General features: G+C 73.9%; 25 protein-coding genes. 13 read left to right on the forward strand and 12 right to left on the reverse strand.

What is annotated here, in order from left to right; translation table 11 throughout:
- Positions 1-43: 43 nt before the first annotated feature.
- Together ACRAKJ_RS29600 and ACRAKJ_RS29605 are read left to right on the forward strand one after the other, a co-directional pair.
- Positions 44-457, forward strand: coding sequence for a hypothetical protein (locus tag ACRAKJ_RS29600; protein ID WP_438926194.1), 414 nt, complete (start codon positions 44-46; stop codon positions 455-457).
- Positions 445-1,278 carry a hypothetical protein gene (locus ACRAKJ_RS29605; RefSeq protein ID WP_447008752.1) on the forward strand — a complete coding sequence of 278 codons (834 nt, stop codon included), beginning with the start codon at positions 445-447 and terminating at the stop codon, positions 1,276-1,278. Before ACRAKJ_RS29600 ends, ACRAKJ_RS29605 begins: the two co-directional genes overlap by 13 nt.
- Here the strand turns inward: ACRAKJ_RS29605 and ACRAKJ_RS29610 are convergent.
- Positions 1,226-2,833 carry an alpha/beta fold hydrolase gene (locus tag ACRAKJ_RS29610; RefSeq protein WP_447008753.1) on the reverse strand — a complete coding sequence of 536 codons (1,608 nt, stop codon included), beginning with the start codon at positions 2,831-2,833 and terminating at the stop codon, positions 1,226-1,228. The two genes, ACRAKJ_RS29605 and ACRAKJ_RS29610, sit on opposite strands and share 53 nt — an antisense overlap.
- Before the next feature lie 111 nt (positions 2,834-2,944).
- Between ACRAKJ_RS29610 and ACRAKJ_RS29615 the strand changes: the two genes are divergently transcribed.
- The 3 genes from ACRAKJ_RS29615 to ACRAKJ_RS29625 are packed head-to-tail and all read left to right on the forward strand — an operon-like array spanning position 2,945 to position 4,209.
- Positions 2,945-3,172 carry a hypothetical protein gene (locus ACRAKJ_RS29615; protein ID WP_438927053.1) on the forward strand — a complete coding sequence of 76 codons (228 nt, stop codon included), beginning with the start codon at positions 2,945-2,947 and terminating at the stop codon, positions 3,170-3,172.
- A 17-nt stretch (positions 3,173-3,189) separates the two neighbouring features.
- Entirely contained in the window at positions 3,190-3,468 is a 279-nt protein-coding gene (locus ACRAKJ_RS29620; RefSeq protein ID WP_438927052.1) for a DUF4037 domain-containing protein, read from the forward strand.
- A gap of 48 nt (positions 3,469-3,516) precedes the next feature.
- Positions 3,517-4,209 (forward strand): methyltransferase domain-containing protein, encoded by a 693-nt coding sequence (locus ACRAKJ_RS29625; protein ID WP_438927051.1) that lies wholly within the window; start codon positions 3,517-3,519, stop codon positions 4,207-4,209.
- 84 nt (positions 4,210-4,293) lie between these two features.
- Here ACRAKJ_RS29625 and egtD read toward each other — a convergent pair whose 3' ends face one another.
- The 5 genes from egtD to ACRAKJ_RS29650 all read right to left on the reverse strand — a co-directional run bounded on the left by egtD (position 4,294) and on the right by ACRAKJ_RS29650 (position 9,734).
- The gene (egtD, locus tag ACRAKJ_RS29630; protein WP_438922872.1) at positions 4,294-5,268 is read right to left on the reverse strand and encodes an L-histidine N(alpha)-methyltransferase; all 975 of its coding nucleotides are present in this window, start codon (positions 5,266-5,268) and stop codon (positions 4,294-4,296) included.
- Entirely contained in the window at positions 5,265-6,014 is a 750-nt protein-coding gene (gene egtC, locus ACRAKJ_RS29635) for an ergothioneine biosynthesis protein EgtC (protein WP_438922871.1), read from the reverse strand. The genes egtD and egtC overlap by 4 nt, the downstream gene beginning before the upstream one ends.
- 2 nt (positions 6,015-6,016) lie before the next feature.
- The gene (gene egtB / locus ACRAKJ_RS29640) at positions 6,017-7,381 is read right to left on the reverse strand and encodes an ergothioneine biosynthesis protein EgtB (RefSeq protein WP_438922870.1); all 1,365 of its coding nucleotides are present in this window, start codon (positions 7,379-7,381) and stop codon (positions 6,017-6,019) included.
- Entirely contained in the window at positions 7,378-8,616 is a 1,239-nt protein-coding gene (locus tag ACRAKJ_RS29645) for a glutamate-cysteine ligase family protein (protein ID WP_438922869.1), read from the reverse strand. The genes egtB and ACRAKJ_RS29645 overlap by 4 nt, the downstream gene beginning before the upstream one ends.
- Before the next feature lie 551 nt (positions 8,617-9,167).
- Complete coding sequence (locus tag ACRAKJ_RS29650; RefSeq protein ID WP_438922868.1) at positions 9,168-9,734, reverse strand: Scr1 family TA system antitoxin-like transcriptional regulator; 567 nt, start codon at positions 9,732-9,734, stop codon at positions 9,168-9,170.
- A gap of 127 nt (positions 9,735-9,861) precedes the next feature.
- Here ACRAKJ_RS29650 and ACRAKJ_RS29655 point away from each other — a divergent pair, with 127 nt between their 5' ends.
- Positions 9,862-10,554, forward strand: coding sequence for a helix-turn-helix domain-containing protein (locus tag ACRAKJ_RS29655; RefSeq protein WP_438922867.1), 693 nt, complete (start codon positions 9,862-9,864; stop codon positions 10,552-10,554).
- Positions 10,555-10,618: 64 nt separating this feature from the next.
- Complete coding sequence (locus ACRAKJ_RS29660) at positions 10,619-11,140, forward strand: hotdog domain-containing protein (RefSeq protein WP_438922866.1); 522 nt, start codon at positions 10,619-10,621, stop codon at positions 11,138-11,140.
- On the opposite strand, the gene ACRAKJ_RS29665 is transcribed toward ACRAKJ_RS29660, so the two are convergent.
- Positions 11,112-12,173: a TetR family transcriptional regulator gene (locus tag ACRAKJ_RS29665; RefSeq protein WP_438922865.1), complete on the reverse strand. Its 1,062-nt coding sequence runs from the start codon at positions 12,171-12,173 to the stop codon at positions 11,112-11,114. The two genes, ACRAKJ_RS29660 and ACRAKJ_RS29665, sit on opposite strands and share 29 nt — an antisense overlap.
- A gap of 93 nt (positions 12,174-12,266) precedes the next feature.
- On the opposite strand from ACRAKJ_RS29665, the gene ACRAKJ_RS29670 reads away from it, so the two are divergent.
- From ACRAKJ_RS29670 to ACRAKJ_RS29690, 5 genes are all read left to right on the forward strand, one after another.
- Complete coding sequence (locus ACRAKJ_RS29670; RefSeq protein WP_438922864.1) at positions 12,267-13,439, forward strand: cytochrome P450; 1,173 nt, start codon at positions 12,267-12,269, stop codon at positions 13,437-13,439.
- A 153-nt stretch (positions 13,440-13,592) separates the two neighbouring features.
- Positions 13,593-14,906, forward strand: a complete 1,314-nt coding sequence (locus ACRAKJ_RS29675) for a cytochrome P450 (RefSeq protein WP_438922863.1) — start codon at positions 13,593-13,595, stop codon at positions 14,904-14,906.
- Between the two features lie 174 nt (positions 14,907-15,080).
- Positions 15,081-15,254, forward strand: coding sequence for a hypothetical protein (locus ACRAKJ_RS29680; RefSeq protein ID WP_438922862.1), 174 nt, complete (start codon positions 15,081-15,083; stop codon positions 15,252-15,254).
- Positions 15,244-15,807 carry a sigma factor-like helix-turn-helix DNA-binding protein gene (locus tag ACRAKJ_RS29685; RefSeq protein WP_438922861.1) on the forward strand — a complete coding sequence of 188 codons (564 nt, stop codon included), beginning with the start codon at positions 15,244-15,246 and terminating at the stop codon, positions 15,805-15,807. Before ACRAKJ_RS29680 ends, ACRAKJ_RS29685 begins: the two co-directional genes overlap by 11 nt.
- Positions 15,804-16,439, forward strand: coding sequence for a hypothetical protein (locus tag ACRAKJ_RS29690; RefSeq protein ID WP_438922860.1), 636 nt, complete (start codon positions 15,804-15,806; stop codon positions 16,437-16,439). Before ACRAKJ_RS29685 ends, ACRAKJ_RS29690 begins: the two co-directional genes overlap by 4 nt.
- Before the next feature lie 39 nt (positions 16,440-16,478).
- On the opposite strand, the gene ACRAKJ_RS29695 is transcribed toward ACRAKJ_RS29690, so the two are convergent.
- A complete protein-coding gene (locus ACRAKJ_RS29695; protein ID WP_438922859.1) occupies positions 16,479-17,954 on the reverse strand; it encodes an oligopeptide:H+ symporter in 1,476 nt (491 codons plus the stop codon).
- Between the two features lie 178 nt (positions 17,955-18,132).
- Here ACRAKJ_RS29695 and ACRAKJ_RS29700 point away from each other — a divergent pair, with 178 nt between their 5' ends.
- Entirely contained in the window at positions 18,133-18,666 is a 534-nt protein-coding gene (locus ACRAKJ_RS29700) for a TIGR03086 family metal-binding protein (protein ID WP_438922858.1), read from the forward strand.
- A gap of 44 nt (positions 18,667-18,710) precedes the next feature.
- Here ACRAKJ_RS29700 and ACRAKJ_RS29705 read toward each other — a convergent pair whose 3' ends face one another.
- The 4 genes from ACRAKJ_RS29705 to ACRAKJ_RS29720 all read right to left on the reverse strand — a co-directional run bounded on the left by ACRAKJ_RS29705 (position 18,711) and on the right by ACRAKJ_RS29720 (position 22,200).
- Complete coding sequence (locus ACRAKJ_RS29705; protein WP_438922857.1) at positions 18,711-19,217, reverse strand: DUF4262 domain-containing protein; 507 nt, start codon at positions 19,215-19,217, stop codon at positions 18,711-18,713.
- A gap of 89 nt (positions 19,218-19,306) precedes the next feature.
- Positions 19,307-20,056 (reverse strand): YebC/PmpR family DNA-binding transcriptional regulator, encoded by a 750-nt coding sequence (locus ACRAKJ_RS29710; RefSeq protein ID WP_438922856.1) that lies wholly within the window; start codon positions 20,054-20,056, stop codon positions 19,307-19,309.
- A 19-nt stretch (positions 20,057-20,075) separates the two neighbouring features.
- Positions 20,076-20,681 (reverse strand): pyridoxal 5'-phosphate synthase glutaminase subunit PdxT, encoded by a 606-nt coding sequence (pdxT, locus tag ACRAKJ_RS29715; protein WP_438922855.1) that lies wholly within the window; start codon positions 20,679-20,681, stop codon positions 20,076-20,078.
- A 100-nt stretch (positions 20,682-20,781) separates the two neighbouring features.
- Positions 20,782-22,200, reverse strand: coding sequence for an amino acid permease (locus ACRAKJ_RS29720; protein ID WP_438922854.1), 1,419 nt, complete (start codon positions 22,198-22,200; stop codon positions 20,782-20,784).
- Positions 22,201-22,205 lie beyond the last annotated feature (5 nt).

Consider the following 22,205-nt stretch of genomic DNA (forward strand, 5'->3'; position numbering starts at 1 on the left):
GGTCCCACCTCGTTAGGGTGTGCGCCCTTGGGGGGTGGTGCCGGTGTTCGAGGTGATCCGGTTCCTGGTCGGCGCGGGCCTGGCGGTCGGCCTCGTGGTGTGGACGTGGCGGACGCGCGACGCCGTCGCGGGACCGACGGCGGTGGTCGGGCCGCTCGACGCGGAACACCGGCGGGTCCACCCGGCGGTCTGGTCCGTGCCGCTGGTCGCCGGCGCTGCGCTGCTCGCGGGACGGCTGGTGCACGGCTGGGCGCACCGGCCGCGACCGGGCGCGTACGTCGTCTCCCGGGCCCACGAGGGTCCCCTGGAGATCGAGCCGCACCACTACGCGGCCGTGTTCGGCAACGACCTGCTCGACGGCGACCTCGACCACGTGGCCCTAATGGTGCTGCTCGCGCTCGGCGTCGTCGCGGTCACGACGGCCGTGCCGGGGAGGCGGCTCCCGTGGTCGAGGTGATCCGGTACCTGGCCGGCCTGGCGCTGGCGATTGGCCTGGGGCTCCGGGCGTGGCGGACGCGCGACGCGGCGCTGGGGCTGTCGGCGGTCGCCTACCTGGCGGCGGTGCAGTACCTGCGGGTGAACCCGGAGCTGGTGCTCGCCGCCGGCGCGGTCGTCGCGCACGCCCTGGCCACCCGGCCCCGACCGTGGCACGCGGTGGTCGTCGCGGGGCTGCTCGGCGCGCTGTGGCAGCCGGTGGCGCTGGTTCTGGTGCTCGCGGGTGTGGTGCTGGCCGGGTCCGAGCGGCGCGCCACCCGACCGGGCGCGTGGTTCCCGCCGCTGGTGGCGGGCGCGGCGCTGGCGGCCTGGCGGCTCGTCGACGACTGGGCGCGCCGGGTGTCCCCGCCCGAACCGCCCGCCCCGGTCTTCCCGCCGGGCTCGATCACCCAGACGCTGTCCGGCCTCGCGCCGCCGGCGGCGGAGTCGGGGTCCGTGACGCTCTACGCGGTCACCTCGGAGGACCTGTTGGCGAGCTACGCCCACGCGGTGTCCCCCGGGACCGTCGACCACGATGTGGTGGCGCTGGCGGTGGCCGTGGCGCTCGCGCTGGGCGTGGTGGCGTGGCGGCGGCGGTCGGCCCACCTGCTGCTGACCGCCGCCGCCTACCTCTGCGGCACGTGGGTCGCCGAGACCACCGGGCTCCCGTGGTGGCGCGGCGACCCGCCGGTGGAGCTGGTCCTGCTGGCGGGAGCGGCCGTCGCGTTCACGACGGCCGCTCCCGACCCGGTCAGAAGGGCTGGGCGTTGGGCTGGAAGACCTGGCCGTCGGCCGGGGCCTTGAGGTTGACCAGGTAGTCGGTCACCAGGGTGTCGACGCCCGCGCTGTCGCCGAGGATGCAGTGCCCGAACGCGTCCACGCTGATGAGCCGCGCGTTGCCGAGCTGCTTGGTCATCCGCTTGGAGAACTCGTACTGCGTGGCCGGGTCGTAGTAGTTGCCCACCACGACGACCGGGTTCGGCGTGCGCTTGTTCCACGGGCCGGCCCAGCGGTCCGGGCGGGGCACCGGCCACGTCGGGCAGGTCAGCAGGTCGGACGCGGCCTGGTAGCGGCCGAACGTGGGCGACTCGCGCTCCCACTTCGCGGCCAGCACCGGGAACAGCTGCGGGATGCGCAGGAACGGCTTGTCGGTGCAGTTCACGCCGTAGTACGAGTCGTCGTACTCGTACGGGGTGTCGCCGGTGACGCCGGCGCGGATGTCGGCGATGCCGCCCTTGTTGTTGAGCGGCGGCAGCAGCGCGGCCTGCTCCTGCGCGGAGAACGTCGCCGCACCGGGGTGCAGCACCGCGTAGACGCTCTGGAGCCACGCGGCGAGCGCCTTGAAGCGGGTCGGCGCGTACAGGTCGCTCGCCACCCGGCCGACGTAGTCGGCCAGCGTCACGACCTCGCCCGAGGGCAGCGTGAGGGGCTGCGCGCGCAGGTGGTCGCGGACCTCGTCGAACTTGGCCCGCGGGTCGCCCTCGCTGTAGGCGCACTTGTCGCCCTCGGCGTCGCAGCGCTTGAGGAAAGCGTCGAGCGCCAGCTCGAAGCCGCCCTTGGCGCGCTGCCGGTCGTACTCGGGACCGTTGGACGTGCGCAGCGCCGGGTCCACGTTGCCGTCCAGCACCAGGGCGCGGGACTTCGACGGGAAGATGTTGGCGTAGGTCGCGCCGAGCAGCGTGCCGTAGGAGAAGCCGACGAAGGTCAGCTGCCGGTCGCCCACGCCCTGCCGGAACAGGTCGAGGTCGCGCGCGACGGCCTCGGTGGACATGTGCTGGAGCAGCGGACCGGCGTTGCGGGCGCACGCGTCGGTGTAGTCGACGGTGGCGGCCATCGTGTCGCGGATCTCGGTGCGGGTGATCGGGATGGCCGACATGCGGCCGAACACCTCGTCGGCCTCTTCCAGGGTCTGGAAGCAGCGCAGCGGCGTGCTGCGGCCGACCCCGCGCGGGTCGAAGCCGATGAGGTCGAAGCGCCGCATGACCTCGGGCTGGAAGAACGAGCTGCCGTAGGCGGAGTAGATCAGGCCCGCGCCACCCGGACCGCCCGGGTTGATGAACAGCGAGCCGACCTTGTTGGCCTGGTCGTCGGCCGGGCGCTTCATCAGCGCGACGGTGATCTTGGGGCCGCGCGGCCTGGCGTGGTCGAGCGGCACGGGGTGGTTGGCGCAGCTGACCTTGTCGCGCTGCGCCGCGGGGATCTCGGCGAGCACGTCGTCGGCGCAGGTCGACCACTCGATCGGTGCGGCGCCCTGGGCCTGCGGTGCGTCTTGCGCGGCGGCGGAGCCGGTTCCGACCAGGCCGGACAGGGCGGTGCCCGCGGCCACGGTCAGAGCCAGCGCTCTGAATCGGAGTTGCATCGGGTGGTGCTCCCTCGCTTCACTCGGCGTCGCCCCTCGGGTGACCCGCGACGCCACCGCGCGAGGCTTTCACTCGTTCGTGTTCGGCAACACCCGCAGAACGGAGGATTCGTGTCCGGCGAACAGTTCCTTCCCGGCCTCGAACTGTCCCGGCGCTTCTACCGCGAGGCCGTCGAACCGCTGGTCCGCGAGCACTTCGGGGAGGTGCCGCACAGCGCGGCGCGGATCGGCCCCGGCTCGGAGGTGCTGGGCTTCGACACCGAGCGCTCCGCCGACCACGAGCGGGGGCCGCGGCTCCAGCTGTTCCTCGACCCGGACGACCGGCGCGCACCGCGCTGACCTGGTACCCGGACGACGTGTGGCGGCACGTGCCGGCCTGCCGGTGGCTGCGCGTGTCGCAGGAGGAGGCGTTCGTGGGCCGCTGCGGCGAGGTGGGCGACGAGCTGGGCTCGGCGGTCGTCGCCGCCCGGCTGGTGCGCGACCTGGTGCGGCTGCTGCTGGACCGCCGCCGGCCGCCGTGCCCGAAGTGGCCGGGCAGCGCGTTCGCCCGGTACGCCGACCTGGTGCCGGTGCTGCGGGCGGTGCCGACCACGCGCCCGGACCGGACCAGGGCGCTGACCGGGGCGGGGCGCTGACCGGGTAAACCGGTTGCCCGGCGAACCCGCGGCGTTAGGCTCCGGGCAATGACCGAGAACGCGCTGACAGCGGCCGGGCAGGACTGGGAGGAGCAGGCGGCGAACTGGATCGCCTGGGTGCGCAGGCCCGGGTTCGACTCGTACTGGCGCTACCGGGACGCGTTCTTCGAGCTGGTGCCCGACCCCGGCCGGGCGACCCTGGACCTCGGCTGCGGCGAGGGCCGGGTGTCCCGCGACCTCGTCGGACGGGGGCACCTGGTCACCGGCGTCGACGCCTCGCCCGCGCTGCTGGCGGCGGCGCGGCAGGCCCACCCGGAGGGGCGGTACCTGCCGGCCGACGCGGCGGACCTCCCGTTCCCGGACGGCGGCTTCGACCTGGTCGTCGCCTACAACGTGCTGATGGACGTCGACGACATGCCGGGCGCCGTCGCCGAGGTCGGCCGGGTGCTCGAACCGGGTGGCCGGCTCTGCCTGGCGATCACCCACCCGATCACGAACACCGGCAGCCGCCGCGACGGCGTGTTCGTCCTCGACCGCCCGTACTTCGGCCGCCACCGCTTCGAGGACGAGGTCGAGCGGGACGGGATGCGGATGAGGTTCACCGGCTGGAACTACCCGCTGAGCGCCTACACCGAGGCCCTGGAGGCGGCCGGCCTGCTCGTCGAGGCCCTCCGGGAGCCGCGGGTGGGCGACGACGCGGTCCCGTGGCACCTGTGGATCAGGGCGGTGCGCCCGCGCTGACGGGGTGCCCGGTGGTCCCCGCGCGGGGCGGGGACCACCGGGCGGGTCACCGGGCGGGGACCGCCGGGCCTGCCACCGGGCGGGTCACCGGGCGGCGCGGGCCAGGGACAGCGCGAACCGGCCCGGGGCGTCGGTCCACCAGCGGTGCAGCTCGAAGCCGGCGGAGGCCAGTTCGCGCTCCACCCCCTCGCGCCGGAACTTCGCCGACACCTCGGTGCGCAGCTCCTCACCCTCGGCGAACGCCACGTCGAGGTCGAGCGCGGCCACGTGCGCCTTGACCGGGCGCACCGCCCGCAACCGCATCTCGACCCACTCCTCCCGCGCGTTCCACAGCGCGACGTGCTCGAAGTCGGCCGGGTCGAAGTCGGCGCCCAGCTCCCGGTCGAGGACGCGCAGCACGTTCCGGTTGAACTCCGCCGTCACCCCCTGCGCGTCGTCGTAGGCGCGGACCAGCACGTCCGGGTCCTTGACCAGGTCGGTGCCCAGCAGCAGCCACTCCCCCTCGTCGAGCACGTCGCGCACCGAGGCGAGGAACTTCGCGCGCTCCTCCGGGATCAGGTTGCCGATCGTGCCGCCGAGGAACGCCACCAGCCGCGGCGAGGTGCCCGGCAGCAGGTCGAGGTGCTCGGTGAAGTCGCCGACCACGCCGTGCACGTGCAGGCCCGGGTAGTCGGCCAGGATCGCCCGCGCCGCCTCGACCAGCGCCGACGGCGACACGTCGAGGGGCACGAACTCGCGCAGCGAGCCCTGGTCGCGCAGCGCGCTCAGCAGCAGCCGCGTCTTCTCCGACGACCCCGACCCCAGCTCGACGAGGGCGTGCGCGCCGGTCGTCGCCGCGACCTCCGCCGCCCGCTCGACCAGGATCTCCCGCTCCGCGCGGGTCGGGTAGTACTCGGGCAGGCGGGTGATCTCCTCGAACAGCCGGCTGCCGACCGCGTCGTAGAACCACTTGGGTGACACCCACTTGGGGTCCGCGGTCAGCCCGGCCCTCGCCTCCGCGCGCAGCGCGAGCGCCGCGTCCTCGGGCGTCAGGTGCACGTCCAGCACAGGCTCGGTCATCCTCGTCCAATCGGTTGAACGTCCACTGTAGACACATCAGCCGCGACGACGCACCCGTCGGGGACCTCGCGCCAGCGCGGGTCGTCGTCGAGCGGCTCGGAGGCGACGGTCACCGCGCCGTCACCCGCGCGCACCCACAGCGAGTGGGTCCACGTGGTGCCGACGAGCGCGGTGCCGTCGGTGAGCAGCAGGTTGAGCCGCGAGCCGGGCGCGGCGGCGGCCACCTCGGACACCACGCCGGCCAGCGCGGCGGCGGGCTCCGCGCCCGCCGCCAGCCGGGACCGCACCAGCGCCCACAGCAGCGCCGAGTCGGTCGGCGCGTCCAGCGTCAGCAGGTCGGTCGTGGGCAGGGTCCCCGCGACGCCCGCGACGGACCCCGGCCAGTCGGCGACCCGGCCGTTGTGGCTGAACAGCCACCGGCCGTCGGTGAACGGCGCGCACGCCGTGTCGACCACCGGCATCCCCACCGTCGCCGACCGGACCGCGGCCAGCACCGCGCCCGACACCGAGACCCGGCACAGCTGCGCCAGGTTCTCGTCCGACCAGATCGTGCCCGCCCGGCGGTAGCGCACCGCCGGACCGCCCGGCGCGGGGTACCAGCCCACGCCGTAGCCGTCCACGTTGACCGTGCCGCCCCCGCGCATGTCCCCCGGCGCGTACGACTGCCGCACCAGCGAGTGCGGCGGGTCGTGCACCAGGGCGGCGACGGGCACGGCGGGGCCCAGGTAACCCAGGTGGCGGCACACCGTCAGGTCAGCTCGTCCCGCTCCGCGTCCCGCGCGCAGCGGAACCCCGCGAAGACCTGCCGGCGGATCGGGTAGTCCCAGTTGCGGAACGTCGAGCGCACCGCGGACGGGTCGCTGCCGAACGAGCCGCCGCGCAGCACTTTGTAGTCGGGTCCGAAGAAGACCTGCGAGTACTCGGCGTACGGGAACACCTCGAAGCCCGCGTAGCCGCGGAAGTCCGAGCTGGTCCACTCCCACACGTCGCCGATGAGCTGGTGCACGCCCAGCGCCGACGCGCCCGCCGGGTACGCGCCGACCGGCGCGGGCGACAGGTGCCGCTGACCGAGGTTGGCGTGCTCCTCGGTCGGCTCCTCGTCACCCCACGGGTAGCGGCGCGACCGGCCGGTGACCGGGTCGAAGCGGGCGGCCTTCTCCCACTCGACCTCGGTGGGCAGCCGCTTGCCCGCCCACCGCGCGTACGCCTCGGCCTCGTGGAAGCAGACGTGCACCACGGGCTGGTCGGGGTCGACCGGCGCGGTGACGCCGAACGCGGTGCGCAGCCAGCCGTCGCCGTCGCGCCGCCAGAAGCGCGGCGCCTCCAGGGACGCCTTGCGGACGTGCGCCCACCCGGCCTCGCTCCACCAGCGCGGGTCGCGGTAGCCGCCGTCGGCGATGAACGCGGCGTACGCGCCGTTGGTGACCGGAGTGGTGTCGATGAAGAACGGGTCGGTGACGACCTGGTGCGCGGGCCGCTCGTTGTCCAGCGCCCACGCCTCGGTCGACGTGCCCATGGTGAACGGGCCGCCCGGCACCAGCACCTCGGCCGGTCCGACCGGCCCGCCGCGCGGCGGTGGCGGGGCGTCCAGCACCGGGTCACCGACGCGCAGCTGGTGCGTGGCCAGCATCGTCTCGTCGTGCTGCTGCTCGTGCTGCACGATCATGCCGAACGCGAAGCCGCCGTCCAGCAGCCTGCCGCCCTCCAGGGGGGTGCGCTCCAGCACGTCGAACACCTTGTCGCGGACCTCGCCCACGTACCGCCTGGCCTCGGCGGGGCCGAGCAGCGGCAGTTCGGGCCGGGCCGAACGGGCGTGCTTGAACGCGTCGTACAGCTCGTCGATGTCCTGGCGGACCGGTTCGCGACCGCCCACGTCGCGGACCAGCCACAGCTCTTCCTGGTTGCCGATGTGCGCGAGGTCCCACACCAGCGGGGACATCAGCTTGGAGTGCTGGCGCACGAGGTCGTGGTCGTCGACGGCGTCGGTGAGGAGCCTGCTGCGCTCGCGCGCCCTGGTGAGCTGGGCGGCGACGAGGTCGCGCAGGGCCTCGGTGCCCGTGTCGCCGCCCGCATTGCCTCTATTGCCCGGTTCGGTCGTCTCCTGCGTGGTCATGAACGGCCCCCTCCGGTCTTCTCGTCGAGCGTGCGGTGCAGTTCGGCGGTGATGGCCGCGGCCTGCTCGTCGGTCAGGTCGGTGTGGTGCAGCGCGGCGCAGCCCAGGTCGACGACGTCCCGCGCGGCGCGCGCGAGCACCGGGTCGTCCAGGCCGTAGCGCGCGGCGGCGAGCCAGCGGCCCGCGGCGGTCTCGGTGGCCGCCAGCACGGCGTCCACGGTGTCGGACGTGCTGAACAGCGCGGCCATCAGCACCACCGGCGGCAGCCACTGGCCGTCCGGCGGCGTGTCGAGGTAGCGGACCTCCAGGTAGCCGCGCGGCCGGACCGGCGGGAACTGGAGCGTCAGGTGGTAGTCCAGGTCGTCGCGGGTGGCCGGCCGGTCCAGCGCGCCCGCGACCCAGTCGGCGAAGGTCAGCGGGTGCGGTGGTGTCCAGTCCGGCCCGGGTCTGCGGATCGCGATGACCGGTGTGTCGAGGACGCGCCGCGCCCACGCCCCGGCCGGGTCCGCGCACACCGCGGCGGGGCGGGTGCGGACGGGGTCGGTGGCGTAGAGCGTGCGCATCCGGGCGCTGGCCCAGTCCGTGCGGCGGCCGTTGACGCCGGGCGAGTTGGCGAACAGGGCGTTGAGGACGGGGCCGAGGGCGTGCACGGCGGCCCAGCGCTTCGGCAGGTCCTCGGCGTGGCCGAAGTCCAGGCAGACCTGGAGGCCGGCCGTGCTGCACATCATCGTGATGCCCTCGGGGCCGAGCGGGGCGAAAGCGCGTTCCATCGCGGCGTAGCGGGGTACCTGGAGCACGCGGCGCGGCGGGCGGAACGGGTCGGCGCCCCGGTGGCCGAGGCGCAGGCCGGAGGGTTCCAGCAGTTCCCGGAGGTGGGTGACGTCCGCGGCGACGATGGCGAGGAGGTCGGTCAACGACTCGCGGGGCGGGGTGGAGATCTCGACCTGTCCGCCGGGCTCCACGGTCAACGGGGTGCCGGAGGGCAGCGGCCGCTGGGGGCTGTCGGGGACGAGCGTCGGTGGTGCGTGCTTGCCGAGCGCCGCCGCGAGGGTCTTGGCGTCGAGCGGTCTGGCCGGGTCTTCGGCGTGGTGGACGGTGAACTCGATCTCCACTCCGAGCAGCCGCGGAGGTCCGTGCTTGAAGCAGACCGAGGCGACGTAAGCCTCGGCTTCGGCGCGGTCCCGGAACACCGCCGGTGTCGGACCGGGGGCCGGTGTGTTACGGACAGCAGTCAATGGTGGCACTCCCCGTGATCATCCTCGTGCGTCCGACGCTACACGGGGGGACTGACACTCGCAGGGGTCGAAACCCTTGCGGATCAACGACATGCCGGTGGGCGCGGCCGGCCGGGGGCGGGGCGGTCGGGCGAAACGGAATTGTCGGGCGCGGGTGGGAGGATGGACATCGGGGGTTCCCCGGTGGGGGACGCTCGGTCGAGCGTGCCGTTCACCAGCGGTGATCAGGCCGGCGGCGATCGGGGCCAGCGATGATCCGGGTCGGGGGTAGTCAGGGCGGGGTGATCGGGGCCGGGGCGGCGCGACGGGCCGGGTTACCGGTCGGTACCTCGCACGCTCGCGCACTTCGCGGGACCGAACGAGACCTGCTGGCGTCCGCTCCCCCGCCGTCCGTGCCCCCCGCCGTCCGCGTCTCCGCTGTCCGCGCCTCCGCTGTCCGCGCCTCCGCTGTCCGCGCCCCCGCTGTCCGCGCCCCCCGCCGTCCGCGCCCCCGCCGTCCCCGCCCCCGCCTTCCGCGCCCCCGCCGTCGGTGCTCCCCGCTTTTCGTGGTTCTACATGGGGATTGTTGAACGATCCCGGTAGAAGGAGGCCCGCGTCCGGAAGGCTCGCTTCGACGCCGCCGCGTCCAGGGCGATCCGGTTCACCAACGCGCCCTGCGGGCCGCCTCGGGGCTGGGTGAACGACGAGCGCAGCAGCGCGCCATGACCTGCCGCGAAGGGGACCAGGCGCACCAGCACGCCCTCCGCGTCGGCCAGGGCGTCGCACTGGTCGGCCATCACCTCCGCGCCACCGACCTCGGCGTGCAGCGCGGCCTCGTGCAGGAAGTACCTGACCGGGCCGGACGGAACGGGATCGGTGCGGTCCTCGCCCAACGCCGTCGCGTACGCCGGGGTGCGCAGCGCGGCCGGTACGCACAGGGTCTCGAAGACCACGTGCTCGACGCCCGTCACCCACGGGGCGCTCTCGGGCACCGGGGCCGGGCGGGCACCCACCAGGCCGACCAGGTCGATCAGGTCCGGGCCGCACCGGGCGCGGTCCACCGTGGACGGTCCGCCCCGCGCCCAGCCGAGGCCCGCCACCAGGCGCAACGACGGTCGGGCGTCCTCACCAGCGGTCACGGTGGGTCACCGTAGTGGGGGTGACCAGGGGATTCGACCCGAGTTCCGCAAATCCACACCAAAGGGGACATGCCCAAGCCGTACGTACTGATTGGATTTCACACTCCGCTACTGGCAACATCGACCGGTGCCCAGGGTCAGCCAGGACCACCTCGATGCCCGTCGCCGCCAGATCCTCGACGGCGCGCGTGCGTGTTTCGCGCGCTTCGGTTACGAAGGCGCGACCGTCCGCCGCCTGGAAGAGGCTACCGGCCTGTCCAGGGGCGCGATCTTCCACCACTTCCGGGACAAGGAGTCGCTGTTCCTCGCGCTCGCCGAGGACGACGCCCTGCGGATGGCGGAGGTCGTGGCCGAACAGGGCCTGGTGCAGGTGATGCGCGACCTCCTGTCCGCGCCCGGTCCCAACGCCCACGGCACCAACGCCGCCAACGCCGCGGCGTCCACCACCTCGGGGCCCACCACCCCGGCGTCCACCACCCCGGGGCCCAACGCCTCGGGGTCGAGCGAGGCCGAGCACCCGGCCGACTGGCTGGGCACGCGCCTGGAGGTGTCACGCCGGCTGCGCACGGACCCGGAGTTCCGGGCCCGCTGGGCGGAGCGGTCGCGGCAGTTGACCGACGCGACCCGGCAGCGGTTGCTGCGCCAGCGCGAGGCGGGCAACCTGCGCGACGACGTGGACGTGGACGTGCTGACCTCGTTCCTCGAACTGGTCCTGGAGGGGCTGGTGTCGCACCTGGCGATGGGCCTGCCGGCGGACGACCTGGAGCCGGTGCTGGACCTGGTCGAGGAGAGCGTCCGGCGGCACCGCCGCACCGGGTGACCACTCGGAGCAGTCACCGCTAGGCCGACGCCGCACGAGCGTGTGACGCCCTAGTATCGCGCGCATGGCTGACCCGCGACCTGCCCACGTGCACCGGGTGCGGGTGCGCCCGGTCGACTGCGACCGCCAGGGGATCGTCCACGCCTCGCGCTACGCGGTGTTCTTCGAGGCGGCGATGGTGGAGACGCTGAGGTCCCTGCTCGGCTCCTACCGGGAGCTGGAGAGGCACGGCGTGGACTTCGTGATGGCCGAGACGTCGATCCGCTACCTGAGCCCGGCGCGGTTCGACGACCTGCTGCGCATCGGCGTCCGCGTCCGCACGCTGGGCACCACGACGCTGACCATGGGCTTCGACGCGGACGTGGACGGCACGCCGGTCGCCACGGGCTGGAACCGGTACGTCTCGTTCGGCACGCCGGAGCTGCGCAGCACGCCGATCCCGGACGACTTCCGCAAGGTCCTCGAACGCCGCCCGGCGCCGAGCCGCCCCCAGCGGGCCGCGGAACGGTCCACGACGCAGCGGACCACGGCGGAGCGGACCACGGCGGAGGGGACCGCTAGGTCCGTGCCCGCACCCCGGGGCTGACCGGCCGCACGGCGTGCCCCGCGCCCGGCCCTTCGGCGCGGGCGACCACCCGTCCGGCCTCGACGCGCACCGCGACCTCGGTCTCGTCGCTCACCGCGGGCACGCCGGCCGCGCGCGCGAGCGCCCCGGTCTCGTCGCACACCACCGCGACGCGGGGCCAGGCCGCGACCGGGAACGCCTGGCGCAGGCACGAGGTCAGCTGCGTGACGGCGAAGCGGGTCAGCGGCGCCAGCTCGTCGGGCGCGCTGGTGACGACCGCCGCCGTGACCGGGGCACCGCCGCGCGCCGCGTCCTCGACCGAGGCGAGGCGGTTGAGCCCGACCACGACGACCACGCCGTCGGGGCCGGGCACGAGGGGTCCGCCGCGCACCAGGTCCACCTGCGCGGGCGGGTCCCACGGCTCGTCGCACGCGGTCACCGGGGGCGCGGCCGGCGGCACCCACCAGTCGTCGAGCTCCAGCCCCGCGAGCTGCTCGCACGCGCTGACCACGTCGAACGGTTCGCCGAAGCCGGGTGCGGCGCCGGCGAGCTGGGCCGCGCCGTGCAGGGTCGTGAGGACCACCCCGGACTGGCGGAGGAGGCGGGGGTGCGCCGCGCCCGGCGCGCGGGTGACGGGGTCGAGGGCCTCCATGGCCAGGGAGAGCAGCAGCGAGTCGAGCCAGAGGAGCCGGCTGAACGGTCGCCGCGTCGCCTCCTCGGCGATCACCTCGGGCAGGAGGTCGCGGTGCAGCGGGTCGTGGGCGAGCGAGGTGACCCACGCGCGGGCCAGCCCGCCGAGTGAGCCGCGCAGGTCGTGGCCGGGCCTGGCGTCGGGCGGGGCGGGCACGCGCTCGGCGAGGTCGGCGAGGACCGCGAAGTAGAGGGCGCGCTTGCCCGGGAAGTTCGAGTACACCGCGCCCCGGGTCAGCTCGGCCCGCTGGGCGATGGCGTCGACCTTGGCCTCGCGGAAGCCGCGCTCGGCGAACTCCTCGCACGCCGCCACGAGCACCCGAGCCCGGTTGCGCTCCTGCGTCTCCGCCCTGCTCAGCCGCACTTGCCCACCCCTCGCCCGAGACGTCCCGCTGCGACACGATAACGTCAGCGTTCAGATGATAAGAACATCTGATCTGAACATCCGGAGGATGCGGTGACCGTTCCCGAGATCGACCCGACCGACCACGCCGTGCTGCTCGACCCCTTCACCGCCTACGACGGGGCGCGGGAGGACTCCCCCGTGGCGCGGATGCCCGTGCCCGGGATGGGCTCGCTGTGGATCGTCACCCGGCACGAGGACGCCCGCGCGATGCTGACCGACCCGCGCTTCGCGATGAGCTCCAAGAGCTACCTGCGCCCGCCCGGCATCCCCGAGCACTGCCTGCGGTACCTGCGCACGATGTCCGAGCTGGACGGTCCCGAGCACGTCCGGCTGCGCCGCCTCGCCTCGCCCGCGTTCACCGCGCGGCGGGCGAACGCGTTCCGGCCCCGCGTCGAGCGGATCGTGGAGGACCTGGTCGACGCGCTGCCCGAGGGCGACACCGTCGACCTGCACGACCACGTCGCCCGCCCCCTGCCCGTGGAGGTGATCTGCGAGCTGGTCGGCATCCCCGAGGCCGACCGCCCCCGGTGGCGGGAGCACGGCGCGGCGATCGCGGCGGGCCACGGGGCGGCGTTCGTCGCCGCCGTCCCGGAGATCGTCGAGGGCGCGAAGGAAGCCGTGGCGCGGCGGCGGGCCGAGCCCGGCGACGACCTGATCTCCGAGCTGCTGCGCTCCGGGGCCGAGGACGGCGACCGGTTCACCGACACCGAGCTGGTCACCCTCGTGTGGCACCTGGTGCTGGCCGGGCAGACGCCGGCGAACCTCATCACCAACTCGCTGGCCGCGCTGCTCACCCACCCCGACCAGCTCGCCGCGCTGCGCGCCGACCCCGGCCTGCTGCCCGGCGCGGTGGAGGAGCTGACCCGGTTGGTGGGGCCGCAGCTGCTCACCACCCCCCGCTACACGACCGAGGAGGTGACGATCGGGGACGTCGTGATCGGCGAGGGCGAGGCGGTGACGGCGGCGATCGTGGCCGCCAACCGCGACCCGCGCGCGTTCGACTCGCCCACCGAGCTGGACGTCACGCGCACGCCCGGCACCGGGCACCTCGCCTACTCGCACGGCCCGCACTTCTGCCTGGGCGCGGCGTTCGCGCGGGTCCAGACCGAGGTGGCGCTGGACGTCCTGCTGCGGCGGTTCCCGGACCTGGCCCTGGCCGAGGAGCCCCGGCCGATCCCGGACGGCGGCACGTGGCGGCTCGCGTCGCTGGTGGTCACCCGCTGACCCGGCCGGCCGGGGTCGGGAACGCGGTCGCGGCGGCCCGTTCCCGACCCCCGCCCCTCCCCGAACCCGCGGCCCACAGCCCACAGCCCGTGAACCGCAGCCCGTGGGCCACAGCCCTTGAACCGCACCCGCGTTCACGCCACCGTGGACGACATGTCCCCCGCCGTGAAGAACGCGTTGCTGCTCCTCCTCGGCCGGACCGTCGTGCGGGGCCAGGCCCTGCTCGGCGACCCGGCCGCCAGGCTGTTCGGGCCGACGTCCCGGCGCGACCCGTACGCCGACTACGAGCGGTTGCGCGACGCGGGCACGCTGGTGCGCAGCCGGATGGGCCTGTACCTCACCGCGTCGCACGAGCTGTCGTCGTCGCTGCTGCGCGACCCCGGCTTCGGCGTGGTCGCGCCGAACGAGCTGGCGATCATCGACACCTCGGCGCGCGTCGACGGGCGCGTCCTGGTCAACCCGGTCGAGCAGTCGTTCCTGGTGCGCAACCCGCCCGACCACACCCGGCTGCGGCGGCTGGTGGCGCCCTGGTTCACGCCGCGCGGGCTGCGGGCGCGGGCCGCGACCGTCGAGCGGGTCGTCGACCGGTACCTGGACGAGGTGGCGGGGCGCGGGACGTTCGACCTGGTGGCCGACTTCGCGACGCGCGTCCCGATCCGGGTCATCGCGGACCTGCTCGGCGTGCCGGGCGCGGACCACGCGTCGTTCGCCCGGTGGGCCAACGCCCTGGTGGCCGTGCTGGACGGCGTGCGGGACGTGCGCGAACTGCGCGAGCTGCACGTGGCGCTGCGCGAGTTCGAGGCGTTCGTGGACGACCTGGTCGCGCTCCGCCGCCGCGAGCCCGGCGACGACGACGTCGTCACGGCGCTCGTGTCGCACGAGGACCTGAGCCGCGAGGACCTGATCGCCACCACGGAACTGCTGCTGCTGGCCGGGTTCGAGACGACCTCCAACCTGATCGGCAACACCGTGCTGGCCGTGCTGGCCGACCCCGCCCTGCGCGAGCGCCTGGTCGCCGACCCGTCGTGCGCGGAGGCCGTCGTCGAGGAGACGCTGCGCCTGGACCCGCCGGTGCAGTACACGGTGCGCGTGCCGTTCACGGCGACGCGGGTGGCGGGCACCCCGCTCCCGGCGGGCACGCCCGTCGTGCTGCTGCTGGCCGCCGCGAACCGCGACCCGGCCGTGTTCGCCGACCCGCACCGCTTCGACCCCGACCGCGAGGACGTGCGCGAGCACCTCGCGTTCTCCTCGGGCATCCACTACTGCCTCGGCGCGGGCCTGGCGCGGATGGAGGCGGCGGCGGCGCTGCGCGGCCTGTTCACCCGGTTCCCGGACCTGCGCGCGGCCGGCCCCGTGCGGCGGCGGCCGTCCCGGCTCATCCGCGGCGCGAGCCGGATGCCCGTGACGACCGGCGGTGGCCGTTCGGGCGCAACGAATCGACACCCGATAGGTCGAAACACCCGCTGAACGCCGGGTTCGTGGTGCAGACTGTGCACCAGCGAGCAGACCCGCCGCACCGCCGCCGCGGCGGGTCCTCGCTTTCCCCCGACTCTCCGCAGCGGTGCGGAGAACCCTTCGCCCGATCGGGCACACCTCCGCCCCGCGTTGCACGTTCGCACCGCGCCGCGCCCCCTGACGGGCATGACGGACAGAACACACCGCGGTGGGCACACCGCACTGGCGGTCAACGGCCTGCTCGGCGGCGCGGGATCGCTCTACCTGGTGACCGGCTCCGGCGTCACCACGACGGTCGTCACCGCGCTGGCCGTGCTCCTCGCGGTGGTGCTGTCACGGGGTAGCGGACGTGACCGCTGACGCGATGAACGGGACGTCCTCCCTCCTCGCCGCCCGGAGCAGCACTCCCGTGGACCCGCCGCAGGACTTCACCGCTTTCTTCAGGGACGAGTACGCCTCGGTGGTGGCGTTCCTGCGCAAAGCGGGGTTCGCGCACGACGTCGCGGACGAGGCGACGGCCGAGTCGATGGTGGCCGCGTACCGCTCGTGGGACGCCATCACCTCGAACCGGCGGGCCTGGGTGCGCACGGCGGCGCGCCGGGCCGCGGTCAGGCTGAAGACGGCCGCGCGCGACGAGGCGCGGCGACTGGTCGAGGAGGGGCGCGGGCTCGTGGCGCGCGACGGGGCGGCGGCCGGGGACGACGCGGGTCAGGACCTGTTGGCGCACCTGCTCGGCGCGCTGCCCACGAGGCAGCGGCTGGTCGTGGCCTGGCACCTGGACGGCTTCACGAGCGAGGAGGTCGCCACCGCGACCGGGTGGAGCGCGGGCACCGTGCGGTCGCACCTGCGCCACGCGAAGGACAGGTTGCGCAGGCTCGTGGAAGCGGCGCGGAGCGAGGAGGTGGACCGGTGAACGACACCGAGCTGGACGAGTGGCTGCGCGGGCGGGACGCGGCCTTCACCACGCGGGTCGCGCGGGAGGTGGACGTGGAGGCCCGGTTGCGGGAGGTGCTGACCACCGCCGGGGCGGTCCACCGCCACCCCGCGCCCCGGGAACGCGGCAGGGCCTTCCTGGTCAAGCTGGCGACCGCGGCGGCAGCGGCGGCGGTCGCGATCGTCCCCGCCTGGGTGCCGGGGACGCAGGTCGCCGCACCGCCGCCCCCGACGAGCACGGACGTGGCCCCGGCGACACCGTCCCCGGCCACCGCGGTGACGCCGCCCGAGCCCGAGCACCCGGTCCCGACGGGCGGGTCGGCGGGCGACCCGGTCACCACCGGGGCGACGACCGCGCTCCCGGGCGGAGCGGCGCGGGACCGCACCGCGGTGGCGACCCGGCTCGCCCAGGTGGTCACCGACCCGGCGGTCGTCCCGCACCTCGTGCTCGCCGACGTCCACGCCGGGGAGGTGGTGACCCTGGTGTGCGCGGCCACCGTGTCCGGCGTCCCCTGGGCGCGGGTGTGGACGGACGGCGGGACCGGGTGGGTCGAGGTGGGCTCGCTGCGCGGGGCCGACGACGAGCACCCGCCCGCGTGCCGGCCGGGGTGAGGCCGTGGCGGGCGGTCCGGCGGGACCGCCCGCCCGCTCCTAGTCCACGCCCCTCATCAGGCCGTGGATCGACTTGGCGGACGCGACGAGCGCCACGCCCAGCAGGATCGCCACGCCGCCGAGCACGCCGAAGTAGGTCACGGCCGTCTCGTCGCGGTAGAAGCGGACCACGATCGCACCCACGCCCTGGCCGGCGGCCGTGGCCAGGAACCACAGGCCCATGGTCTGCGACGCGAACGCGCGCGGCGCGAGCTTGGTGGTCACCGACAGGCCCACCGGGGACAGCAGCAGCTCGCCGCACGTCATCACCAGGTACATGAGCACCAGCCACAGGAAGCTCACGCGCACCGCCGGGTCGCCCTGGCTGGCGACCATCATCAGCAGGAACGACAGGCCGACCAGCAGCAGCGCGTAGCCGAACTTGCGCGGCGTCGCCGGCTGGCGGTTGCCCAGCTTCACCCACAGCAGCGCGAACAGCGGCGCGATCGCGATGATCATCACCGGGTTGATCGACTGGATGAACGACGGCGGGAACGTCAGGCCCAGGAACGCGTTGTCCACGCGCGTGTCGGCGAACGCGGCGATCACCGTGGCGCTCTGCTCGAACAGCAGCCAGAACATGGCCGCCGCGACGAACAGCGGGATGTAGGCGATGACGCGCGAGCGCTCGACCGGCGTGGTGCGCGGGCTGCGGATCATCACCGTGAAGTAGCCGATCGGCAGCAGCACGGAGAACAGGCTGATCAGGTTGATCACGCCCTCCGCGCCCAGCACGCCGAGCACCACCAGCAGCGCCACCACCGCCACCGCGCCGAGGCCGATCGCGGTGATGCGGCCGATGACGCGGGCGCGGTCCTCGGCGGGCAGCGGGTTCGGCGGCTCGGCGGCCGAGTCGCCCAGGCCGCCCCGGCCCAGCCGGTAGACGACCAGGCCGAGCGCCATGCCGACGGCGGCGGCGCCGAAGCCCAGGTGCCAGTCGTAGGTCTCGCCCAGGAACCCGCACACCAGCGGCGCGAGGAAACCGCCGAGGTTGATGCCCATGTAGAAGATCGTGAAACCGGCGTCGCGGCGCGGGTCGTCCTTGGCGTAGAGGCCGCCGACGACCGTGGAGATGTTCGGCTTGAGCAGGCCGGTGCCGAGCACGATCAGGACCAGGCCCGCGTAGACGCCCGCCACGCCGATCGGGATCGCCAGCGCGACGTGCCCGAGCATGATGAGCACTCCGCCGTAGAAGACGGCGCGCTGGCCGCCCAGCACGCGGTCGGCCAGCCAGCCGCCCGCCACGCCGGACATGTAGACGGCGGCGCCGTAGATCGCGACGAGCGACAGCGCGAAGCTCTTGTCGAGCCCCAGCGCGCCCTCGGCCGTGGACCGGTACAGGTAGTAGGCGAGGATCGCCTTCATCCCGTAGTAGGAGAAGCGCTCCCACAGCTCGGTGAAGAACAGCGTGGACAACCCCCGGGGGTGGCCGAAGAAGCCCCGCTGCGGGGTGGATGCGGCGCTCGTGGCGCTCACTGGGTCCTCCTGGTGTCAACGATGTCACCCGCGCGTTCCGGGCCACGTTACGCCGTACGGGTGTACTGCGGAAAATCGGCGTGCCGCCGAGTGGCCCAGCGCACGCGCTCGGGGTGCGGGGCCGGTCGACCTTTGGTGCACTCGGGGGGTGGATCTGATCGAGGCTCACGGACGCGCGATGACGGAGTTCGACTCACGGGTGCGGCAGGTGCGCCCCGGGCAGTGGGACCGGGGCACGCCGTGCGCGGGGTGGTCGGTCCGCGACCTGGTCAACCACCTCGTGCAGGAGCAGCTGTGGGCACCCGAGCTGCTCGTCGGCTGCACGGTGGAGCAGGTGGGCGACCGGTTCGAGGGCGACCGGCTCGGCGTCGACCCGCTGCACTCGTGGGTGCTGGCGGCCGGCGCGGCGCGCGAGGCGTGGATCGAACCGGGGGCGCTGGCGAAACCGGTGCGGCTGAGCCAGGGCGAGTCGACCGCCGAGGAGTACGGCTGGCAGATGACGTCGGACCTCGCCGTGCACGCGTGGGACCTGGCCCGCGCCGTCGGGGCGCCCGAGCGGCTCGACCCGGACCTGGCCGAGGCGGTGCTGGAGTACGTCGAGCCGCACGCGGCGGAGTGGTCGGCGGCCGGGCTGTTCGAGGACCCCGTGCCGGTGGCCGACGACGCGGACGCGCAGACCCGCCTGCTCGCGCTGCTCGGCCGCCGGCCCTGAACGGCCGCCCCTGGACCGACCGGCCCTGACCCGGCCGGGTCACGTCACGGGCCGGTGACGCCCGGTTCCCAGCTCTCCGGGCGGCCCGACTCGGTCAGCAGCAGCTGCCAGTCGCCGAACCCCATCGGCGCGTCGTGGTGCCACGGGAACTTGCCGTCCGCGGTGGGCAGGACGATCTGGAGCGCGGCGAAGTCGCCCTTGCCGTAGAGCAGGAACGCGCTGCCGAAGAACTCCGGGTAGAAGCCCTTGAAGACGCGCTCGAAGGTGACCGGCACGCCCTCGAAGAAGTCCCAGTACAGCTTGCCGGGCACGAACCGCTCCCCCTGCCGGGCGCGGTCGACGTAGGCGCGGATGAGCACCTGGGCGTGCTCCGGCGGCAACCCGAGGACGACGGCCTCGGCGACGCCGAACCGCCGCCACGCGCCGACCGAGAACGCGTAGCCCGCGCCCTCGGCGTCCTCCGGCACCGTGACCACGGCGTGGCCGTGCAGCTCGGCCTGCTCCAGCAGCCAGTTGCGCAGGTTCAGTTCTTGGGGGGTGGGAGCGGTCACCACCCCATTGTGCCCGCCGCCGCGTCAACCCCGGATGTGCCGCGACCCCCGCACCGGGGCCGGCACGGGGGTCGCGGGACGGGCGCCGGTCAGCCGACCTCGGCCATGACCTCGTCCGACACGTCGAAGTTGGCGAAGACGTTCTGCACGTCGTCGCAGTCCTCCAGCGCGTCGATCAGCTTGAAGATCTTCCGCGCGCCCTCGGCCTCCAGCTGCACCGTCACCGACGGCAGGAAGTTGGCCTCGGCCGACTCGTAGTCGTAGCCCGCGTCCTGGAGCGCCTTGCGCACCGCCACCAGGTCACCGGCCTCGGACACGACCTCGTAGGACTCGCCGAGGTCGTTGACCTCCTCGGCGCCCGCGTCGAGGACGGCCATGAGGACGTCGTCCTCGCTCAGCTCGCCCTTCGGCACGATCACGACGCCCTTGCGGCTGAACATGTACGACACCGAGCCCGGGTCGGCCATCGAGCCGCCGTTGCGGGTCATCGCGACGCGCACCTCGGTGGCCGCGCGGTTGCGGTTGTCGGTGAGGCACTCGACCAGGACCGCCACGCCGTTGGGGCCGTAGCCCTCGTACATGATGGTCTGCCAGTCGGCACCGCCGGCCTCCTCGCCGCCGCCGCGCTTGCGGGCGCGCTCGATGTTGTCCAGCGGCACGGAGTTCTTCCGCGCCTTCTGGATGGCGTCGTAGAGCGTCGGGTTGCCGTCCGGGTCACCGCCGCCGGTGCGGGCCGCCACCTCGATGTTCTTGATCAGCCGTGCGAAGAGCTTGCCGCGCTTGGCGTCGATTGCGGCCTTCTTGTGCTTGGTGGTCGCCCACTTTGAGTGGCCGCTCATTTCTCCTCCGTCGAATCACTCAGCCCGCGGCACGGACCATGTCCACGAAAAGGCGGTGCACCCGCCCGTCACCGGTCAGTTCCGGGTGGAACGAGGTGGCGAGCACGTGCCCCTGCCGAACCGCGACGATCCTACCGGCGGCCTCGCCCGCGTCCTCGGATTCGGGGACCCGGGCGAGTACCTCCACGTCGTCGCCCGCGGACTCGACCCACGGCGCGCGGATGAACACGGCGTGCACGTCGCCCACGTCGGTGAAGTCCAGCTCGGCCTCGAAGGAGTCCACCTGGCGGCCGAACGCGTTGCGCCGGACGACGATGTCGAGCCCGCCGAGCTGGTGCTGGTCGGGCCGGCCGTCGAGCACGGTGTCGGCGAGCAGGATCATCCCGGCGCACGACCCGTAGGCGGGCATGCCCTCCCCGATCCGGGCCCGCAGGGGTTCGAGCAGGTCGAACGTGGCGAGCAGCCGGCTGATGGTCGTCGACTCGCCGCCGGGCAGCACCACGCCGTCCACCTCGGCCAGCTCCTCCGGCCGGCGGATCGGGCGGGCCAGCACGTCGGCCTCGGCCAACGCGACCAGGTGCTCACGGACGTCGCCCTGGAGGGCGAGGACACCGACGACGGACACGGCTTGCTTCCTCCTCGTGCAGATCCCCACCAGCCTAGGTGACCGGGCCGGGCGGCTGCTCGTGGCACCCGCCCGGCCCGGTCGGCCTTCCCGCGGGGCGCTAGTCGCGCCCCACGACCCGCTCGGCGGCCTGGTGGGCCGCCGAACGACGGGACTGGACGGCTCGCCAGCCGACGAACAGCACGACGGCGAGCACGGGGATGGACCAGAACGCGATGCGCTCGGCCGGTCCGGCGAAGGCCATCAGCACGATGACCAGGGCGAGGAAGACGAGGGTCGCGTAGCCGGTGTAGGGGGCGCCGGGCATCCGGTAGGCGGGGCGCTCCAGCTCGCCGCGCAGCGCGGCCCGCCGCATCCGCAGCTGGGCGACGATGAGCGTGGCCCAGGTCGCCACCACGCCGAGGGAGGCGACCGCGATGGCGATGTCGAACGCCTCCTTGGGCACCAGGTAGTTCAGCACCACGCCGAACAGGTAGGCGACCGAGGTGAACAGGATGCCGCCGAACGGGACGTGCCTGCTGTTCATCCGGCCGGTGAACGCGGGCGCCTCGCCCTTCTGCGCGAGCGAGCGCAGGATGCGGCCGGTGGAGTACAGGCCCGAGTTGCACGACGAGAGGGCGGCGGTGAGCACGACGGCGTTCATCACGTCGCCGACGCCCGCGATGCCGAGCGCGGAGAACACGGTGACGAACGGGCTCTCGGCGCCGCTGTAGAGGTTCCAGGGCAGCAGCATCGCGAGCAGCAGCACGGAGCCGACGTAGAAGACGCCGATCCGGTAGATGACGCCGTTGATGGCCTTGGGCAGCACCTCGCGGGGGTTGGCGGTCTCCCCCGCCGCGATGCCGACGAGCTCGATGGCGGAGTAGGCGAAGATGACGGCCTGGAGGGTCATCAGCGCGATGCCGACGCCCGCCGGGAACATCCCGTCGTGGTCGACCAGGTTGTGCACGCCGGCCGGCGACCCGCCGACGTCCGCGCCGCCGATGACGAGCGCGATGCCGGTGAACAGGAACACCACGATCGCGGTCACCTTGATGACCGAGAACCAGAACTCCAGTTCGCCGAACAGCTTCACCGAGAGCAGGTTGACGAGGACCAGGAAGCCGAGGGCGACGAGCGCGGTCACCCACTGCGGCAGGTCGGGCAGCCAGCGGTGCACGTAGATGGCGACGGCGGTGATCTCGGCGATGCCGGTCATCGCCCAGTTCACCCAGTACATCCACCCGGAGGTGAAACCGGCCCACGGCCCGATGAACTCGCGGGCGTATTCCACGAAACTGCCGGCCGTGGGTCGGTGCAGCACCAGTTCGCCGAGCGCGCGCATCACGAAGAACGCGGCCAGGCCGCACAGCGCGTAGGAGAAGACCAGCGAGGGACCGGCCTGGGCGAGCTTGCCGCCCGCGCCGAGGAACAGCCCGACACCGATCGCGCCGCCGATGGCGATCATCTGCACCTGGCGCTTCGTCAGCGCTTTGGTGTAGCCGTCGGCGTCCGGCTCCACAGCCTTCTGTTCGTTCATGGCGG

Source organism: Saccharothrix sp. DSM 118769, assembly GCF_052936295.1.

What these genes read in the sequence shown, in the direction of transcription:
- ACRAKJ_RS29700 (WP_438922858.1), top strand. Translation starts at nt 18,133, where the DNA reads ATGACGGAGTTCGACTCACGGGTGCGGCAGGTGCGCCCCGGGCAGTGG.
- egtB (WP_438922870.1), bottom strand. Translation starts at nt 7,381, where the DNA reads ATGACCACGCAGGAGACGACCGAACCGGGCAATAGAGGCAATGCGGGC.
- ACRAKJ_RS29675 (WP_438922863.1), top strand. Translation starts at nt 13,593, where the DNA reads ATGTCCCCCGCCGTGAAGAACGCGTTGCTGCTCCTCCTCGGCCGGACC.
- ACRAKJ_RS29625 (WP_438927051.1), top strand. Translation starts at nt 3,517, where the DNA reads ATGACCGAGAACGCGCTGACAGCGGCCGGGCAGGACTGGGAGGAGCAG.
- ACRAKJ_RS29710 (WP_438922856.1), bottom strand. Translation starts at nt 20,056, where the DNA reads ATGAGCGGCCACTCAAAGTGGGCGACCACCAAGCACAAGAAGGCCGCA.
- ACRAKJ_RS29720 (WP_438922854.1), bottom strand. Translation starts at nt 22,200, where the DNA reads ATGAACGAACAGAAGGCTGTGGAGCCGGACGCCGACGGCTACACCAAA.
- ACRAKJ_RS29660 (WP_438922866.1), top strand. Translation starts at nt 10,619, where the DNA reads ATGGCTGACCCGCGACCTGCCCACGTGCACCGGGTGCGGGTGCGCCCG.
- ACRAKJ_RS29610 (WP_447008753.1), bottom strand. Translation starts at nt 2,833, where the DNA reads ATGCAACTCCGATTCAGAGCGCTGGCTCTGACCGTGGCCGCGGGCACC.
- egtD (WP_438922872.1), bottom strand. Translation starts at nt 5,268, where the DNA reads ATGACCGAGCCTGTGCTGGACGTGCACCTGACGCCCGAGGACGCGGCG.
- ACRAKJ_RS29680 (WP_438922862.1), top strand. Translation starts at nt 15,081, where the DNA reads ATGACGGACAGAACACACCGCGGTGGGCACACCGCACTGGCGGTCAAC.